The organism is Oligella sp. HMSC09E12 (genome assembly GCF_001808505.1).
Taxonomy (GTDB): Bacteria; Pseudomonadota; Gammaproteobacteria; order Burkholderiales; family Burkholderiaceae_B; genus Oligella; species Oligella urethralis.
Genome location: NZ_KV793587.1, coordinates 47,505 through 65,837, shown reverse-complemented (window position 1 = coordinate 65,837; position 18,333 = coordinate 47,505). Strand labels below are relative to the sequence as shown.

At 46.6% G+C, this 18,333-nt stretch carries 14 protein-coding genes; 4 read left to right on the top strand and 10 right to left on the bottom strand.

Translation table 11 applies throughout. The annotated features are described in order from the left end of the window. Positions 1-92 precede the first annotated feature (92 nt). Positions 93-938: a phosphoserine phosphatase SerB gene (gene serB / locus HMPREF3179_RS07110; RefSeq protein WP_070470358.1), complete on the top strand. Its 846-nt coding sequence runs from the start codon at positions 93-95 to the stop codon at positions 936-938. Positions 939-1,037: 99 nt separating this feature from the next. Here the strand turns inward: serB and HMPREF3179_RS07105 are convergent, their stop codons facing one another. Both HMPREF3179_RS07105 and HMPREF3179_RS07100 read right to left on the bottom strand, forming a co-directional pair. Continuing rightward, positions 1,038-1,295, bottom strand: coding sequence for an accessory factor UbiK family protein (locus HMPREF3179_RS07105; protein ID WP_018026327.1), 258 nt, complete (start codon positions 1,293-1,295; stop codon positions 1,038-1,040). Between the two features lie 105 nt (positions 1,296-1,400). After that, the gene (locus HMPREF3179_RS07100; RefSeq protein WP_070470356.1) at positions 1,401-2,303 is read right to left on the bottom strand and encodes a prolipoprotein diacylglyceryl transferase; all 903 of its coding nucleotides are present in this window, start codon (positions 2,301-2,303) and stop codon (positions 1,401-1,403) included. Between the two features lie 463 nt (positions 2,304-2,766). Here HMPREF3179_RS07100 and HMPREF3179_RS07095 point away from each other — a divergent pair, with 463 nt between their 5' ends. Continuing rightward, positions 2,767-3,984, top strand: coding sequence for an NAD(P)H-dependent flavin oxidoreductase (locus tag HMPREF3179_RS07095; RefSeq protein WP_036557209.1), 1,218 nt, complete (start codon positions 2,767-2,769; stop codon positions 3,982-3,984). Positions 3,985-4,390: 406 nt separating this feature from the next. Continuing rightward, entirely contained in the window at positions 4,391-7,123 is a 2,733-nt protein-coding gene (locus tag HMPREF3179_RS07090; RefSeq protein WP_070470353.1) for a YadA-like family protein, read from the top strand. 117 nt (positions 7,124-7,240) lie between these two features. On the opposite strand, the gene ptsP is transcribed toward HMPREF3179_RS07090, so the two are convergent. From ptsP to thrS, 6 genes are all read right to left on the bottom strand, one after another. Further along, on the bottom strand, positions 7,241-8,995 hold the full coding sequence (ptsP, locus tag HMPREF3179_RS07085; RefSeq protein WP_070470351.1) for a phosphoenolpyruvate--protein phosphotransferase: 1,755 nt from the start codon (positions 8,993-8,995) through the stop codon (positions 7,241-7,243). Between the two features lie 36 nt (positions 8,996-9,031). Continuing rightward, entirely contained in the window at positions 9,032-9,301 is a 270-nt protein-coding gene (locus tag HMPREF3179_RS07080) for an HPr family phosphocarrier protein (RefSeq protein ID WP_018026322.1), read from the bottom strand. A 26-nt stretch (positions 9,302-9,327) separates the two neighbouring features. Next, positions 9,328-9,735 carry a PTS sugar transporter subunit IIA gene (locus HMPREF3179_RS07075; RefSeq protein ID WP_070470350.1) on the bottom strand — a complete coding sequence of 136 codons (408 nt, stop codon included), beginning with the start codon at positions 9,733-9,735 and terminating at the stop codon, positions 9,328-9,330. Between the two features lie 10 nt (positions 9,736-9,745). Further along, entirely contained in the window at positions 9,746-10,705 is a 960-nt protein-coding gene (gene gshB, locus HMPREF3179_RS07070) for a glutathione synthase (RefSeq protein WP_070470347.1), read from the bottom strand. Positions 10,706-10,850: 145 nt separating this feature from the next. Beyond that, positions 10,851-11,405: a translation initiation factor IF-3 gene (infC, locus tag HMPREF3179_RS07065; protein ID WP_246824411.1), complete on the bottom strand. Its 555-nt coding sequence runs from the start codon at positions 11,403-11,405 to the stop codon at positions 10,851-10,853. A 10-nt stretch (positions 11,406-11,415) separates the two neighbouring features. Continuing rightward, positions 11,416-13,374 (bottom strand): threonine--tRNA ligase, encoded by a 1,959-nt coding sequence (gene thrS / locus HMPREF3179_RS07060; RefSeq protein WP_070470345.1) that lies wholly within the window; start codon positions 13,372-13,374, stop codon positions 11,416-11,418. Between the two features lie 264 nt (positions 13,375-13,638). Here thrS and HMPREF3179_RS07055 point away from each other — a divergent pair, with 264 nt between their 5' ends. Next, entirely contained in the window at positions 13,639-14,340 is a 702-nt protein-coding gene (locus HMPREF3179_RS07055) for a hypothetical protein (RefSeq protein ID WP_018026317.1), read from the top strand. Between the two features lie 64 nt (positions 14,341-14,404). Here the strand turns inward: HMPREF3179_RS07055 and lon are convergent, their stop codons facing one another. Together lon and clpX are read right to left on the bottom strand one after the other, a co-directional pair. Then, complete coding sequence (gene lon / locus HMPREF3179_RS07050; RefSeq protein WP_070470343.1) at positions 14,405-16,909, bottom strand: endopeptidase La; 2,505 nt, start codon at positions 16,907-16,909, stop codon at positions 14,405-14,407. Positions 16,910-17,025: 116 nt separating this feature from the next. After that, the gene (gene clpX, locus HMPREF3179_RS07045) at positions 17,026-18,327 is read right to left on the bottom strand and encodes an ATP-dependent Clp protease ATP-binding subunit ClpX (protein WP_168160363.1); all 1,302 of its coding nucleotides are present in this window, start codon (positions 18,325-18,327) and stop codon (positions 17,026-17,028) included. Between the last annotated feature and the right edge of the window lie 6 nt (positions 18,328-18,333).

Here is an 18,333-nt window from a genome sequence, read left to right as displayed (position 1 = left end):
TTAGGCTAGCCAGGCATAATTAATATTCCTTTACTGTGCCTGCGCTAGAATGAGCTATTACTAAACACATCTTATCTTCAAGGAAAGCGTCAATGAGATACTTGGTTTTACAGTCACCTATTTTAGACTCACAGTTGCGTGAACAAATCGCTGCCATTGCAGAAGCCGAGCAAGTGATTCAGGTGCGTAATCATGTTATTCGTTTAAACGGTTTCAATGAATCTCAATTAGCTGAGATTAAGCAGTGGTGCACACAACACAAAGTAGATTGGGCCGTGCTGGATCAACTGCGTGCACTAAGCGATATTAAGATCCTCGCCATGGATATGGATTCTACCCTTATCAATATTGAGTGTATTGACGAAATCGCCGGTTGTGCTGGGCGCAAAAAGGAAGTCGCAGCAATCACCGAAGCCACCATGCGTGGTGAAATTAAAAACTTCAGCGAAAGCCTGCTCAAACGAGTGGCCCTACTCGAAGGCACCTCAGCCGATTGCCTGCAAACGATTTATAGCGATATTTTACGCTTAAACCCCGGCGCTGAAAGGCTGATTGAAACAGCACAAAAGCATGGTATTACCACCCTAATAGTATCCGGTGGCTTTACCTTCTTTACCTCACGCCTGAAAGAGCGACTAAAGCTAGACTACGCCTATGCTAATCAATTGGAAGTACTGGATAATAAACTCAGTGGTCGCGTGTTAGGCGATATTCTGGATGGTGCAGCTAAGAAAAATTACCTCGCTGCGCTAATGGAGCAATTAGGTGCCAGTCCCGAGCAGTGTATTGCCATTGGTGACGGCTCCAATGACCTACCGATGATGTCTCAGGTGCATTATTCCGTGGCTTATATGGCTAAACCTAAAGTACAAGAAGCAGCGCGTTTTAGCATCAATCATAGTGGTTTAGATGCGGTGCTAAACTTCTTTGATAACTGATTGTCTTCAAGCTACTAACAAGTAAAGGGGCTGATATCTAATCCAGCCCCTTTGCTTTGTATGCCTCAACGCCGTGTCTAGCTAACGGCCAGTCACAACTTAATCCTCTGTTGGCGAAGTCTTGTTCTCGTGTTGATCCCTTTCAGCCAACAAGGCTTCTAAGGCAGTGATGCGCTGACGGAGCTTTTCAACCATCGCAACCTGTACATCAAACTCCTCACGAGTCACTAGATCCAATCTGGAAAAACCTTGCGCCATAAAGGCTTTGACATTTTTCTCAATATCAGCGGCTGGGCTTTTAGCAATTAAATCCTGAATCCCCTTTTGGAACTCTTCAAAAAATGACTGAGCTTTCATCGTACATCCTTATTTAAAAACCTATCACGTCCATTTTAAATGAAAAAAAGTCCCGAGGCGACTTAACACAACTCGGGACCTAATCTTATCAAAAGAATGCGGACACTATTGCTGTGGTTTTACAGTACCTGCTTGGGAGTCCGTTTCAACTGGTGCTGTAGTATATTCCTGGGTGCTGTTGCTAATAGCATCTTCCGCTTTTTTTACATTTTCCTGAACCGCATCGCGTACTTTAACGCCGGCTTCCTTAACCTCTTCTAAGGCTTTTTCAGCCTCTGATTGTTGCGCTGCTGCTGGCTCAACGGGTTGAGTCTCGATTCTCTTTTCTTTATTTTCTTCATGCTCTTTAATGACTTGACCCACTAAGTCTGGATTATCACTAGGCTTATGTGTTGACTCCTGTGTACTATTCATATCCGTTGTGGCAGCAGGTGTCGTCACGCTAGGCTCAATCGGCTCTTTAGGGTCAACGCTTGCATCAACACCGGTCTCGCCACTAAAGCTTTGACGTACATTTTCAAGGGCCTCGTCAGCCTTGTCTTTGGCTTCGGCAGTGGCTTCCTTAATTTTTTCACCAGCTTCAGCTGTTTTTTCTTTAGCTTCGGCGCTTACTTCCTTAATTTTATCGCCGGCTTCAGCTGTTTTTTCACGGGCGCTCTTCATCATATCTTTAGCGCTTTCTTTCGCTGAATCTAGGGCCTCAGCTGTGGACTCTTTGGCCGATTCTAAAGCCTCTGCGGTCGCTTCCTTAGCAGATTCGATTTTTTCTTCAACTTTTTCAGCGGTATCAGACTTCGGTTGCGCTGCTTTATCTGCTTGATTCATCTCTGTGTCCGGTTTAGTAGCATCGGCCGTAGAGTCTGTCGAGGTGGCAGGTGCGGTCGTGCTTGCGGGCGCTTCAGTGGCTGGTGGTGTCGCTGGCGCTGCTTTATCCTCAGCTTTATCACACGCAGTTAATGCAAAGGCAGATAAAATAGCGGCTAATAAGGTTAATTTCTTGGCTTTCATAACTATCCCCTCTCTAGGATAAATTGTTAGTACAACATTTGATGAATTAATTTTAATGAGGCATGCTATAAGTTCAAACGATTATTGCTATTGCTTATTAATAGCAATATTTATTTACTTTTAAAGTAATGAAAGCTACAATGCATCAACTCATACTTAGCGCCTGATATTTTTCGTTGTTATTACACCATTCTTCGCCTCACCTTGACTGATAAGCCGATAAATTCCCAATATATATCGTCAACTTAGCGTTAAAATGCTAAGATACAATATAGCCTTAATATATCGCACTATTTTAGTCGGGTATTAGAGAGTAGATTCTTTCTCACGATACGACGCTAATTACTGTAGAACCGTAGCAAAAGCACTAAAATAGGCAGACTGAGATTAAAGCAATACAAACAATTGACAAACGCTTAGCAACTTATTTATATGTCGGTTCTCAATAAAGGTAAAAACTTTGATGCAACACCCTTATGATCCACTAATTATTCGAGGCAAAAAACTACTCCCTATCGTTCAAGGAGGTATGGGTGTGGGTATTTCTGCCAGCAGCCTTTCCAGTGCCGTAGCACGCCAAGGGGCGATTGGAACCATTGCGAGTATTGATTTACGCCATCTTCATCCGGACTTACTTGAAGAGTCTAATCGAGATGCACACAAGGACAAGCACACACGTTTAAATCTTATTGCGCTTGACCGTGAGGTTAAAAAGGCCTTAGCACTCTCAGAAGGCAAAGGCATGATTGCGGTTAACGTCATGAAGGCGGTAACCGACTATGAGGTTTTAGTTAAGCAGGCATGCGAATCCGGTGCAAATGCTATTGTGATGGGCGCTGGTATCCCTACCGATCTCCCTGATCTGACGGTAGACCATCCGGATGTTTGTTTATTTCCTATTTTGTCCGAGTCCCGCGGTATTAATATTGTCTTAAAGCGCTGGATGAAGAAAAATCGCCTACCTGATGCCATTGTGATTGAGCACCCTAACCACGCTGGTGGTCACTTAGGTGCCACGCAATTAACCGACCTAGGTAACGATCGCTTTACGTTCAGCCGTGTTATTGAGGAAACTTTAGAAGTTTTCAAAAATCTTGGCTTAGAAAGTGAAAAAATCCCTTTAATTCTTGCAGGCGGCATGGCCAAGGTTAAGAAAATCCACACTGCCCTAAAAACATGGGGCGCTAATGCAGTGCAAATCGGCACGGCCTTTGCCGTCACGCACGAGGGTGATGCCCACGAAAACTTTAAAGAAACCTTGGTTGGCGCTAATCCTGAGGATGTGGTGGAGTTTATTTCAGTGGCCGGCTTACCTGCTCGTGCCGTGATGACCCCTTTCCTACAAAAGTATTTACAAAACGTTGAGCGTTTACAGGGCGCAGCCAAAGCGGATCAACGCCGTTGTCGTAATGATGTAAACTGCTTAAGTGTGTGTGGTCTACGTGACGGTATTTCCAAAATTGGTCAGTTCTGTATCGATGACAGATTAATTGACGCATTTAACGGTGACTTGCGTAAAGGGCTCTTCTTCCGCGGCAAGGATCCCCTACCCTTTGGTCATGAACGACGTTCGGTCTACGATACCTTGCACTATTTACTAACTGGCAAGGACCCTCAAGGCATCATGGAGGATGTACACTTAGGCCATCGCTTTAAAGAAGAGTCACTACTAACATCTTAATAGCATAGCTACCAGCGCCATTGAGGAGCTAAGCTCACAGCTCAAAACCGGAATTTCTTTTAAAGGAGATTCCGGTTTTTTATTGCAAAAAAATGCTATGCTTGGTTGCGATCAAATGAAATTTTTTTGATTTGTTGTTTTTATCAAACATAATGATGGCTTTTGTAGGTTTAACTGTAACCATAATGTAAAAGTTCCATCCCACCCTAGGATAATCCCTCACTTCATGACTAGAATAAATAAGGGGATTTTTTGTTTGTCAAGTATAAATTTAAAATTTATTGCTCCCTCTCAGCCTCAGTTGGGGTTGCGTATTCACTAGCGTGCATTGACGCTTTTTTACTTTAGTGTTTAAGCAGTAAATGGCGAGATTTGCTGCGGATAAAATTAGGCTGGAGAATTTTGTATGAATAAGATCTATCGCTCAATTTATAACGAATCGCTTGGTGCTTGGGTTGCTGCACCTGAGTTTACTATCGCAAAGGCTAAGAAAAATAGCAGCAACATAGGCTCTGGGCTGAAAACGCATTTTGGTTTTGCCGTCACCACCTTAGCCGCAGGTATTGCCTTGGCATGGGGAGCTCAAGTAATGGCGGCTCCTTTAAACATCATCTTAACGGGTGATGATGCTACTAAAGAATGCTCTTACTTGATTAATGGTGAGGCGGGCAAGGACTGTAAAACGAAGTTTAAATCCACTCCCCCCGGTAACAATAGCATCACCATCGGTAATGGCGCCCAAGCGTTAGCGAAAGGCAGCATTAGCATTGGTGGTCTCAGTGGTCAAAAATCATTTGGCGATCATAATGTTGTCATCGGCTCCGAGGCAGGCAATCGCATCGGTACGCAGGATAATCCTTCGCCACAGAATATCTACATTGGATTAAGGGCTGGTAACGATTCCAAGGCGTCTGCCACAGGCTTTCCGGGTTACATCAAAGCACAAGGCCATAATATTGGTATTGGTAATGCTGCGGGTACTGCTGTTACGGGTGATTTAAACGTAGGAATTGGACAGCTAGCGGGTAAACTAACAAAGGGTAGTGCCAATACTGCCATGGGTCTTATGGCTGGTTTGCAAGTAAAAGGCGAGCGAAATGTTGCTATTGGTGCTTTTGCCGGTGGTCAAGTATACGGGGATTTTAATATTGCCATAGGTGATAGTGCTGGTGGCGGCCTGCTAAGCTCTGATGAAAAGCGTATCAAACGGAGTACAAGCATTGGCCGCTCTGCAAAAGCCTATGCTCATGATGCCATTGCCTTAGGTACAGATGCAAAAGCGGGCATTAAAGATGAAAGCGAAACCAAGAGAGGCGCCATTGCCATTGGTACAGGCGCAGAGGCCACAGCTCGTCAGTCTATTGCACTAGGCTCAGCCTGGAGAGATGATAATAAAATTCTAGAAGAAAGACATACCAAGGCAACGGGTTACAAATCCATCGCTTTTGGTTCTGGTAGTCAATCCGAAGGTTCACAATCCATCGCCATCGGTATTAATGCTGATGCTAAAGACAGCTACTCCCTAGCGATAGGTGATGATGTCAAAGCCGAGAAAGGAGAATCAATTGCGATTGGTCATGGAGCCAGATCAACAGGAGCTATACAGAATGTTGCAATAGGTTCACGTTCAGCGGTAGATGGCCGACTCTCGCTAGCAATAGGTCAAGGTGCAGAGGCCTTGACAACTGAAGGTCGGGCGACAGCGGTAGGTGCTGGTACCAAGGCTTCTAGCCAATTTGCTACAGCGTTCGGGACTTTCTCTGCTGCCACCGCTCATGGCTCTTCTTCCATCGGTCCTTTAAGCACAGCTTCAGCTAATTTCTCTACGGCCTTAGGCTATCGTTCAGAAGTAACAGCATCCGATATTGTGACTGGCGGAAAAACAAAGTTCTCAAACGTCGATGTTAATGAGGGAGCGATTGGCGTAGTTTCAGTTGGCAGAAGCGGTTCAATGTACAAGGGTGCACCCAACACTACTCCCCGTCGTATCATTAATGTACAAGGCGGTATCAATGATACGGATGCTGTTAACGTACTGCAATTACAGACGGTATATGATGAATTAAAAAATCTTTACAATAGTGGTGGTAACGGCGGCACTGGTAATGCCGGTGGTCAATTTGGTCTAAGCGATGAGAACAACAAGGAGTTCAAGCAAGATCTCGACACAACAGCCCAAATTGTTGGTGCCGGTGGTATCACCACCACAGTGATTGATGCGGCTGATGGTAAAAAAGCCTTAGAAGTAGGCTTATCGCACGAGCTAACTGTTGGCGGCACCCCTGGCAAGGACGGCAGCATTGGTGTCAAAGGTGCGGACGGTAAGTCTGGTGTCGCTATTAACGGTAAAGACGGCTCCATCGGTTTAACTGGTCCAGCCGGTGCGGATGGTAAGAGTGCAGAAGCAGTTATCCGTGTCAAAGATGGCAAACCAGGCATTAACGGCAAGGATGGTGAAACCATGACACGCATTGTGTACACCACCCCAGATGGTAAGGAGCAACAAGTAGCCACCTTAAGTGATGGCTTAAAATTCGCAGGCAACGATGGTCTTATTGCTCGTGAACTAGGTCAAACCCTAAATATCGTAGGGGGTGCTGCTCGTGCTGATTCGACTTACTCCACCACCAATGTGACCACGGTAGCCTCAGGCGATAAACTTGAGATTCAGATGGCGGATTCACCAAAATTCTCTGGTGAAGTACAGGCTGACGGTGGTATCAGTATCACGGATCACCTGACAGTCAATCCTGGCACCACAGTGAATATGGGCGGTAACCGTATCACTAACGTAGGACCAGCCAAAGAGGATAGCGATGCCGCCACCCTGGGTCAGGTTAAAGAGTTGACGAGAAACCTTAGCAATGGCTACAACGCTTTACAACGCAATATCGAAAAAGTTCGTCGTGATTCAAACGCTGGTACGGCCGCTGCCATTGCCGTGGCTGGTCTGGGTCAACCGTACCAACCAGGTCAAAATATGGTCTCTTTAGGTAGCGGTGTTTGGCGCGGTGAAACGGGTTATGCCCTTGGTGTATCCACCATTTCCGATAACGGTAAGTGGCTCTTAAAAGGTGCCGTCACCGGCTCTGGTCGTGGTGGTGTTGGCGGTAGTGCCAGTATCAACTACGCTTGGTAATCGTTACTTAAGCACGAGCCATTCATTGGCTCAACATCAAAGCCCGGTGTCTCCATAAGACACCGGGCTTCATTGATTAACTACACTACCGCCAAGACCGTATTTAATAACAGAGCATTACACAATAAAGCCATGCGCATCCAGCTCAAGCCGTGGGTGTTGCTTCAAGCTGCGCGTGACTCGCTGGCGCGTCTGCGCAATATGACTTTGGCGAATAATATGTTTTACCTCAGGGATTTGCTTAGGACTCATGGAAAATTCCTTTAAGCCTAAACCGAGTAATAAGCGCGTATACAAACTATCGCCTGCCATTTCACCACAAATCGACACCGGCTTATTCATACTCAGACCAGTATCAATAACATGCGCAATCATCCGCACCACAGCCGGATGTAAGGGATCAAATAAATGCGCCACATCACTATCAATGCGGTCAATTGCCAACATATATTGAATTAAGTCATTGGTTCCGATAGAAACAAAGTCCACCTCAGCCAAGATTAAATCCACCACATAGGCCACTGCTGGTATTTCTATCATCACGCCTAGCTCATAGTCCTCGCTAAAGTCCTTGCCCTCAGCCCTTAAACGATGAGCTGCCTCTTGCAATAAATTTTTAACAGCGACTATTTCCTGATGATTCGCAATCATAGGAATTAAAATCTTAAGATGACCATGCCTTGCGGCACGCAGTAAGGCCTTGAGCTGACTCAAAAACATCTCCGGCTGCGCTAAGCAATAACGCACGGCGCGTAGCCCCAAGGCTGGATTCACCGCAGAGGAAAACTCACCCTGCATATTTTTATCGTAGCCTAAGTCCAAGGTACGAATCGTCACTGGCTTAGTCTGCATTTGGATTAAGACAGAGGCATAGGCCTCATATTGTTCATCCTCTGAGGGCAGGCCCTCACGATTACCCATAAAGAGAAATTCGGTACGATATAAACCAATACCCTGGCCACCCTGAGCCAATACCTCCCCTGCTTCTTCCGGATTTTCAATATTACCGAGAATGGTGATGGTTTGTTCATCAAGACTCATGGCAGGCAATAAGCGATTTTCCCAAAGCTGTGAACGATCCTCAAGTAGACGCTCTTCTTTAGCCTGATAAAAGCGCAAAATCTCGGCTGAGGGATTAACCACAATATCACCACTTTCACCATCAATCACAATTAAATCATGATCATGAATGAGATGACGCGCATTGGTCGCACCACAGACCGCTGGTACACCCATACTTCTCGCCACAATGGCTGTGTGTGAGGTAGGTCCCCCAATATCGGTAATAAAGCCAGCAAAGTGTGCAGCACGCAGTTTAACCATCTCAGCAGGAGTGATATCTCGTGCCACCACAATCGTGGAAACCCCTTCGGAAATCTTGGACACGAGATCCATGGGCTTATTACCACCACCCTGCAACTCATTGATAACTAACTCTATGACTTGTCGAATATCTAAGGCCCGTTCACGCAAATAGGCGTCATCCATCGCCTCAAATTGATGCGCTAAATGCTGCCCCTGAGCACTCAAGGCCCATTCGGCATTATAGGCATTGTCACGAATTAAGACCTTACACTCTTGCGCCAGCATCGGGTCACTGACTAATAGGCTATGCACATTCAATAAGGGAGCAAGCTCCTTTGGCGCATCCTGAGGAAGCTCACGCTGTAACTGATCCAGTTCATCATAAACCGCTTGAATGGCACGATCGAGACGCTCACATTCGGCATCTAACTGAGCGGCATTAAGATAGTAATGGGGAATTTCTAAATCGCTCTCATCCACGATAATGGCGCGACCAATCACAACCCCTTTGGAGACCCCCTTTCCTTTAAGCAATAGCGTCGCTTTGCCTGTGGTCAAACTCTCCATTAAAACTCCTGCACGATGCTTTTAACTACCATAGGACTATTCACCTTCGCCGAATTTATCATCAAATAGCTGCTTAATCGCGCTCACAGCAGTCTCAGCATCCTCACCTTCGACCTCTAGCGTGATGGTCACACCCTTACCCGCTGCTAACATCATCACTCCCATAATGCTTTTAGCATTCACTCGTAGCTCGCCACGACGAATAAAAACTTCACTATTAAAGCTCGATGCCAATTGCGTCAATTTAGCCGCGGCTCTGGCGTGTAATCCTAATTTATTACTAATAACAATATCAACTGTCTGCATAGTTACGATTCGCTTGTGAAAATCAATTAATCGGCTCTGGCCTCAACCAAACTACGAATACTCTTAATACCACCCTCAATCACCTTTTGCGTAAGTTCGGATAACGCATGTGCCCGATAGGCAATCGCTGATAGGACCATGCCGGCATTTACCCCCCCGAGTAACTCAGTGGGTACTGCATGCTCATTTAACTTACTAGCAATCCGCACGGCGATATTAGCTGGTGTGGCACCGCATAAATCAGTCAAAATCAAGACCTTGCGCACATCCATGTCATAAAGCGCATCAAAAATCAGCTCACTGACGGCATCTGGGCAGCAATTTGCCTGAATATCAAAGGGATAAATATCTGTGGTTTCAGGAAACACATGCAAAGCCACATCCAGCAAAGCCGATGCCATGGGCTCATGGGCAATGATCGCAATACGAACCATAAGATACCTCTTAGGATGATAGGACTTGTTCCAATTGCTCGGCAAAATGATTGCCCACGTGGAAATCCGTCTGCTCCGTAATCTCAACAAAACACGTTGGACTCGTGACATTAATCTCCGTGATATGTTTACCGATCACATCAAGGCCGATCAGGAATAAACCGCGACCCTGCAGACGCTTAGCTACATCCTTGGCCATGGCCCTATCATGCTCATTAATCGGTTGCGCCACACCACGTCCACCGGCTGCTAAATTACCACGATGCTCGCCAGCTTTGGGAATACGTGCCAACACATAGGGAATCGGTTCCCCGTTAATAATAAGAATACGCTTATCACCCTCGCTAATGGCAGGAATAAATTGCTGCGCCATAATGCTCTGCGCGCCATTAACCGTCAGCATTTCGATCATCGTACTAAAATTACCGTCATTTGGCTTGACTCGGAAAATACCGCTCCCTCCCATGCCATCCAAAGGCTTAATAACGATATCCTGATGCTCATCATAAAAAGCGCGTAAACGATCCATCGAACGACTCACTAAGGTCGCTGCGGTGTATTCTGGAAATTCAGCAATTGCCAACTTCTCGGGATGATTACGCAAAGCCGAACCGCTATTAAAAATACGTGCGCCTTGCGCCGCCGCCAAATCAAAAAGATGCGTACTATATAAATACTCTAGATCAAACGGCGGATCCTTACGCATTAAGACAGCATCAAACTGAGCCAGCTCAGCTTCTACCCTTGGGCCGCTAAGACGCCACCAATGTGCTTGATGCAAATCCACATCCTCAGGAATCTCTATGCCTTGGGCTGAGGTCAAGACCTTACCATTAAGTAGGTACAAATCACCTTGTAAACAATAGCTTAGCTGATGACCACGTGCCAATAACGCCCGCATCATGGCAACAGAACTGTCTTTATAAGCGCTTAATTTCTCAATCGGGTCAATAATAAATAAAATATGCACAATTCGTCCTCAAATCGCTTATAAAAGCGGATAGCAAAAAATAAGCCTTAGTCCCTAACAAAATACGTAGGGACTAGGGCTAATCGCATAAAATCGCTTGTGACAAGATAGCTTAATGTCGGCAGCATTAAAGCTAAACGCTAAACTACTTCTTAGCGCCACCTGGGCTTAGGATCATCACCATCTGACGCCCTTCTAATTTGGGCATCGATTCTGGTGTACCAAGATCAACCACCTCATCACGCACTCGGTGCAACATCTGTAAACCCAGCTCCTGATGCGCCATCTCGCGGCCACGGAAGCGAAGGCTTACTTTGACCTTATCACCATCTGTTAAGAAACGTTTGACATTACGTAATTTAACCTGAAAGTCACCCTCATCCGTTGCCGGACGGAACTTAACCTCTTTGAGTTGAATTACTTTCTGCTTGGCGCGGGCTTCTTGTTGACGCTTTTGTTCTTGATAACGGAACTTACCATAGTCCATCAGACGACAAACGGGGGGCTTAGCATTTGGTGAAATTTCCACTAAATCTAAACCGACCTCTTCGGCCTGGCGCAATGCCTCTTGAATCTTAACAATGCCTAACTGCTCACCTTCAACGTCAATTAAACGAACCTCAGGGGCACGAATATCCGCATTGGTGCGGTGTTGTTTATCAGTTGCGATATTAATATCTCCTAATACGTTATTAATCAAACTAGCTGCTTTAAACGGTCACATCACGCTTTAAAGCAATATCATCAGCTAAACGCTGAATAAAATCTTCGACCGGCATCACACCTAAATTGTGGTTACCGCGGGCACGTACAGAGACGGTACCCTCGTCTCGTTCTTTTTCCCCTACCACTAAAATATAAGGGACTTTTTGCATGGCATTTTCACGCACTTTTTTATTGATTTTCTCGTTACGAATATCCGCCGAGGCACGGAAACCCATGTCCTTGAGACGTGCTACCACTGCCATGGCATAGTCATCGTACTGACCTGAAATGGTACAGACCCGAACATGCTCAGGGGCCAACCACGGTGGCATGGCACCGGCATAATGCTCAATCAACATCCCAATAAAGCGCTCTAAAGAACCTAGGATAGCACGGTGTAGCATCACCGGGGTCTGGCGCGTATCATCGGCAGCCACAAACTCCGCACCCAAACGCTTAGGCATGGAGAAGTCTACCTGAATTGTACCGCACTGCCAGTGACGACCGATGGCATCTCTCAGTGTATACTCAATCTTAGGACCGTAGAAAGCGCCCTCACCCGGTGAAATTTCAAACTCACAACCGGATTTCTTTAAACTCTCCATCAAGGCCGCTTCGGACTTATCCCATACCTCATCGCTACCAATACGCTTTTCAGGTCGTGTTGCTACCTTAAATAATACCTCGGTAAAGCCAAAATCACGGTAAACCTGCTGCAGCAACTCGGTAAACTTAGCACATTCCTCCTGCAACTGCTCCTCAGTACAGAAAATATGACCGTCATCCTGAGTAAAGCCGCGCACCCGCATCAAACCGTGCAGTGAGCCAGAGGGCTCATTACGGTGACATTGACCGAACTCACCATAGCGAATCGGCAACTCACGATAGGAGTGTAAGCCTGAATTAAAAATCTGCACATGGCCCGGACAGTTCATCGGCTTTAATCCGTAGACACGGTTCTCCGACTCGGTGGTGAACATATTATCCTGATAGTTGTCCCAGTGACCAGTCTTTTTCCACAGTGAGACATCAAGAATCTGCGGTGCCTTCACCTCTTGGTAGCCATTATCCACGTAGACACGACGCATGTACTGCTCGACCTGCTGCCAGATTTGCCAACCCTTGGCGTGCCAGAAAATCAGTCCTGGCGCCTCGTCTTGGAAGTGGAATAAGTCCAACTCACGGCCTAATTTACGATGATCGCGCTTTTCGGCCTCTTCAAGCATTTGCAAGTAATTATCCTGATCCTGCTTCGTCGCCCAGGCGGTACCATAAATGCGCTGTAACATCTCGTTATTCGAGTCACCACGCCAGTAAGCGCCAGCCACCTTCATCAACTTAAAGACTTTGAGCTTACCGGTTGAGGGTACGTGCGGACCACGACATAAGTCGATAAACTCACCCTCACGGTATAAAGAAATCGGCTCATCGCTAGGAATCGAAGCAATAATCTCAGCCTTATAGTCCTCACCGATGCTCTTAAAGAAACTTACCGCCTCTTGGCGATCCCAAAGCTCACGCGTCACCACCTCATCCTTGGCAGCAAGCTCGTGCATTTTCTTTTCAATCTTTGCTAGATCCTCAGGCGTAAAAGGACGCTCATAAGCGAAATCATAATAGAAGCCATTATCAATGACGGGACCAATGGTCACCTGCGCCTCAGGATAGAGCTCTTGTACTGCATAGGCCATCAAATGCGCAGTCGAGTGACGGATAATGTCCAAACCCTCTGTATCCTTGGCCGTAATAATCGATAAGGCCACATCCTCGTCGATCACATAACTGGTATCAACTAAACGGCCTTCGCTCTCCGTCTTGCTCGTCTGCTGCTCAGCGCTAGGGGTAATTTTACCGGCCAAGGCGGCCTTGGCCAGACCAGAGCCGATAGAGGCAGCGACCTCATGCACAGTAACGGGTTGCTCAAACTGTTTGATAGAACCGTCGGGTAAGCTTATATGAATCATTATGAACCTTAAAACACAAAAACGCGAACACAAAGGATCCGCGCCGCAAAGAAAAAGGATCTTCGCACAAATTAGCACTCGCTATTTTAACACTTAAACTAGAGAATTTTAAACCTAAAGGCTGTTAATACGCTATTTTCCTTAGTCCAGCACTGTGCTGCGGGAACGCGTGATTTAGCGATTGAATGCGACGAGTATGCTAAAATCCAACTATAATTCAATCGATTAGCCGGCTCTGCATGCCGGCGATTTTTTACTTAATGCATGATGAAAAAATCGCTATCCACCCTTGTCTTACTCGGCATCTCAGCCTTAATTATTCTTTTTATTTTAAGCTCTTTTTATAGGGTTCTGAATCGCGCCCCTAAATACAATCAAGAGCCTGCAATCGAAACCACCGTTGAGCAAGCAAACGCTCCTAGTGCAGCAGCGGATGACACTAGCCCAGCTGAAGCCGATGAAGCCGCAGCAGAAAACCCGATGAACAGCCTCGTCACTGCGCCTGCAAGTGCAGAGCAAGCTGAGGAAGCAGCAGAGCAAGAAACGAGCGATGATGAGGCCGAGCTCATGGGCACACCAGGTCAGTTAATTCATGACAACCCACATTTGCAAAATGCCGTGCCCCCAGTACCACAAGCACCACCTAGCCCACAAGGCTCGCCAGTAGTGACCGCACCCAATGAGCAATCCTACTCGGATACTGGTGATAGCGGCCAGCAAGGTAGCTTCCCACAACCGATTATCGTTGAGCCAACATTCCCTGACCGGGATAGCGGCGGCTCAACTAGCTTTCCGGCACCTGTCAGCCCTAATAACCAAGCAGCGATTTCCGATTTAACCCGCCCTGCCCCGGCACCTAGCGTGGCACCAACGGGCAATCGCTCCTTTCCAGCGCCGATTATTAACAACAATACCAGCGGTAGCTCGAATATCCGCAGCTCTAGCAGCTTCCCTGCCCCACAATAACTCTGCAAAAATTAAAGGTCGAGGAAAATGATTCGCTCGACCTTTTAACCCTATCAGTGAGGCATTAATGCTTTAACTTCGTCTCCGCATCATCTGTCGCACCACTGACCTTAGCACTCGCTGCGGCCTCAGCGGCCAACTGCTCAATCTCCTCATCACTTAAAGGGGTCGGCATATACTCAAGTGCCTCCTCAAGCACCTGATCAATCCACTTAACTGGAATGATCTCTAAACCACTTTTCACATTGTCAGGGATCTCCTGCAGATCCTTAACATTTTCCTGAGGAATCAGCACCTTCTTAATGCCGCCACGCAAGGCTGCCAAGAGCTTTTCCTTAAGACCACCAATGGCTAGTACCTCACCGCGCAAGGTGACCTCACCAGTCATTGCGACATCAGCACGCACCGGGATACCGGAGAGCGCAGAAACCAAGGCGGTAGTAATGGCAATACCGGCGGAAGGACCGTCTTTTGGTGTGGCTCCCTCTGGCACATGGATATGAATATCCTTTTTAGAGAAAATGCCATCCGCAAAACCTAAGCGTTGCGCACGCGCTCTGACCACGGTACGGGCGGCCTGCATGGACTCCTTCATGACATTACCTAAAGAACCGGTATGCTGAATTTGACCCTTGCCATTAACCACAGCAACCTCAATGGTCAGTAAATCACCGCCCACCTCAGTCCAAGCCAAACCAGTGACCTGACCTACTTGATTCTCAGCTTCGGCCAAACCAAAGCTAAAGCGTCTTACGCCTAAGAAATCAGATAAGTTATCCGCTGTCACCACAATAGCCTTAGGTCTAGCTGCTTTTTTAGCGGCTGCCTTCGTCGCTTTTTTGGCGGCTGTCGCGGTGCTCTTAGCTTTAGCCTCAGCACTCACAATTTGCTTAACCACCTTGCGGCAAATCTTACCAATCTCGCGCTCCAATGAACGTACACCCGCTTCACGCGTGTAGTATCGCACCACATCACGGATAGCCGATTCCTCAATGCGGAGTTCACCATCGTTAAGACCGTTATTCGTCATCAGCTTAGGAATCAAGTGATTACTTGCGATGGCCACTTTTTCATCTTCGGTATAACCTGAAAGACGGATCACCTCCATCCGGTCTAATAAAGCCGGTGGGATATTCAGCGTATTACTCGTGGCTACGAACATCACATCGGACAAATCGTAATCCACTTCGGCATAGTGATCCTGGAAGGTGTGATTTTGCTCGGGATCCAATACCTCTAATAAGGCTGAGGACGGGTCACCACGGAAGTCCATCCCCATCTTATCGATCTCATCCAATAAAAATAAGGGATTACGTACACCCACCTTGCTCATATTTTGCAGAATTTTACCCGGCATCGCACCAATATAGGTACGACGGTGACCACGGATTTCCGCCTCATCACGCACACCACCAAGTGCCATCCGCACATACTTACGGTTAGTCGCCTTGGCAATGGATTGGCCTAAGGAGGTTTTACCTACGCCCGGAGGACCAACCAAACACAAAATCGGCGCCTTAATTTTATCCACTCGTTGTTGCACTGCGAGATACTCTAAAATACGCTCTTTGACACGCTCTAAACCAGCATGATCCGCATCGAGCACTGCTTGCGCATCAGCTAAGGAGGTATTAATTTTGCTGCGCTTTTTCCAAGGTAAGCCGACTAAGGTCTCGATGTAATTACGAACCACCCCCGCCTCAGCCGACATCGGTGACATCAGACGCAATTTCTTTAGTTCACCCTCAGCTTTTTTGCGGGCTTCAGCCGGCATCCGCGCTGCTTCAATCTTGCGCTCCAACTCTTCAATATCAGCACCGTCTTCGCCCTCGCCCAATTCCTTTTGAATGGCTTTGACCTGCTCATTTAAATAGTAGTCACGCTGACTCTTTTCCATCTGCTTTTTAACGCGACTACGGATTCGGCGCTCAACCTGAAGAATTTCAATTTCACTCTCGATATGGTTAAGCAATAACTCTAAACGCGCATTAACATCTAAGGTCTCTAAGGCCTCTTGTTTTTGCTCTTGCTTCATTGCTAAGTGTGAAGCAATTAAATCGGCTAAGCGATGTACATCCGTCGTGGAAGCCACTGAAGCCACGAGCTCTGGCGCCAACTTTTTATTAAACTTGGCATATTGTTCAAATTGCTCTGTGATGGTGCGACGCATGGCCTCAAGATCAGGGCGCTCCTCTTCGTCGGGTAGCACCGGTAGGGCATCAGCCGCAAAAAAACTCTGACTATCGTCAATCGATTGCAAATGCGCACGTTGAATCCCCTCAACCAAGACTTTTAGCGTACCGTCAGGTAATTTCAATAGCTGCAATACATTAGCAATCACGCCCATCTGATAAATATCATCGGGGCCTGGCTCATCCTGATTGGCAGACTTTTGAGCCACCAACACTATACGCTTATCCGTATGTGCCACCGACTCCTCTAAGGCTGCAATTGAACGCGAGCGACCAACAAATAGTGGGATCACCATGTGTGGAAAAATCACCACATCGCGCAATGGCAACAAAGGCAAGGTAATTGGTGACTCGGGTAATAAATTAGTATTTGACATATATTCCTGTCCCATCAAAAGACTATTATTCAGACATAATGGGGCTTAAACATGAAAGTTCAAGCCCCAAACTGCGTTTGTCAAACAAATTTTAAAAAACTTGTAATATGCTATCGCTACGATACATCAGAGATTGAGCTAGCTACATCGTCAGCGGCGACTAGATTACGTTGCCCCTTAACCAATATTGGCTTAGCCAAACCTGCCACGGCCTCCTCAGTCAAGATGACTTTGGCAATTTCTTGATAAGACGGTAAGTCAAACATCACATCCAACAGGCTATTTTCAACAATAGAGCGTAGACCACGAGCGCCTGTCTTGCGCTCAATCGCACGCTTAGCAATGGCAGTCAACGCTTCATCCGTCACTTCAAGCTCAACACCCTCCATTGCGAAAAGATGCTGATACTGCTTGATAATGGCGTTTTTAGGACGCGTTAAAATCTGTACTAAGGCGTCTTCATCCAATTCCTGTAAGGCAGCAATCACCGGTAAACGACCCACCAACTCAGGAATCAAGCCAAACTTGATGATATCGCTAGGCTCAACTAACTGGAATAACTCACCGGTCGCACGCTCTTCCTTAGCGTGAACAGCCGCCCCAAAACCAATACCAGACTCCTCGGTACGATTCTGAATCACCCGATCAAGACCATCAAAGGCACCACCAACGATAAATAGGATATTAGTCGTATCGACTTGAATAAAGTCCTGATTAGGATGTTTTCGTCCACCCTGCGGTGGTACCGAAGCAACCGTACCCTCAATCAGTTTAAGTAAGGCTTGTTGTACCCCCTCACCTGAGACATCACGCGTGATGGAAGGATTTTCAGACTTACGTGTAATCTTATCGATCTCATCAATGTAAACAATCGCCCGCTCTGCTTTTTCCACATCATAGTCGCAATTTTGTAAGAGCTTGGTGATGATATTTTCCACATCCTCACCCACATAGCCTGCCTCGGTCAAGGTGGTCGCATCAGCCATCACAAAAGGCACATCCAACAAGCGTGAAATGGTTTGAGCTAATAAGGTCTTACCTGATCCGGTAGGTCCAATCAAGAAAATATTACTCTTAGCCAATTCGACCTCATCCTCGGTGCGATTCTGCTGATGACGAATCCGCTTATAATGGTTATAAACTGCGACTGCCAAATTACGCTTAGGCTTGTCCTGACCAATCACGTACTGATCAAGATGGGCCTTAATCTCTTGCGGCGTTGGTAACTCCTTTGCCATATCATCATGGACCGTCTGACGTACCGAATCAGCGATTAAATCGCTACTCATTGAGATACACTCGTCACAAATATAAGAGTTATTAATGCCTTTGATAAGGTGCCTAACCTCATCTGCACCTTTACCGCAAAAAGAACACTTCACATGCTTATCCGAAGATGAGCCACTTCTAGTCATAATCTATCT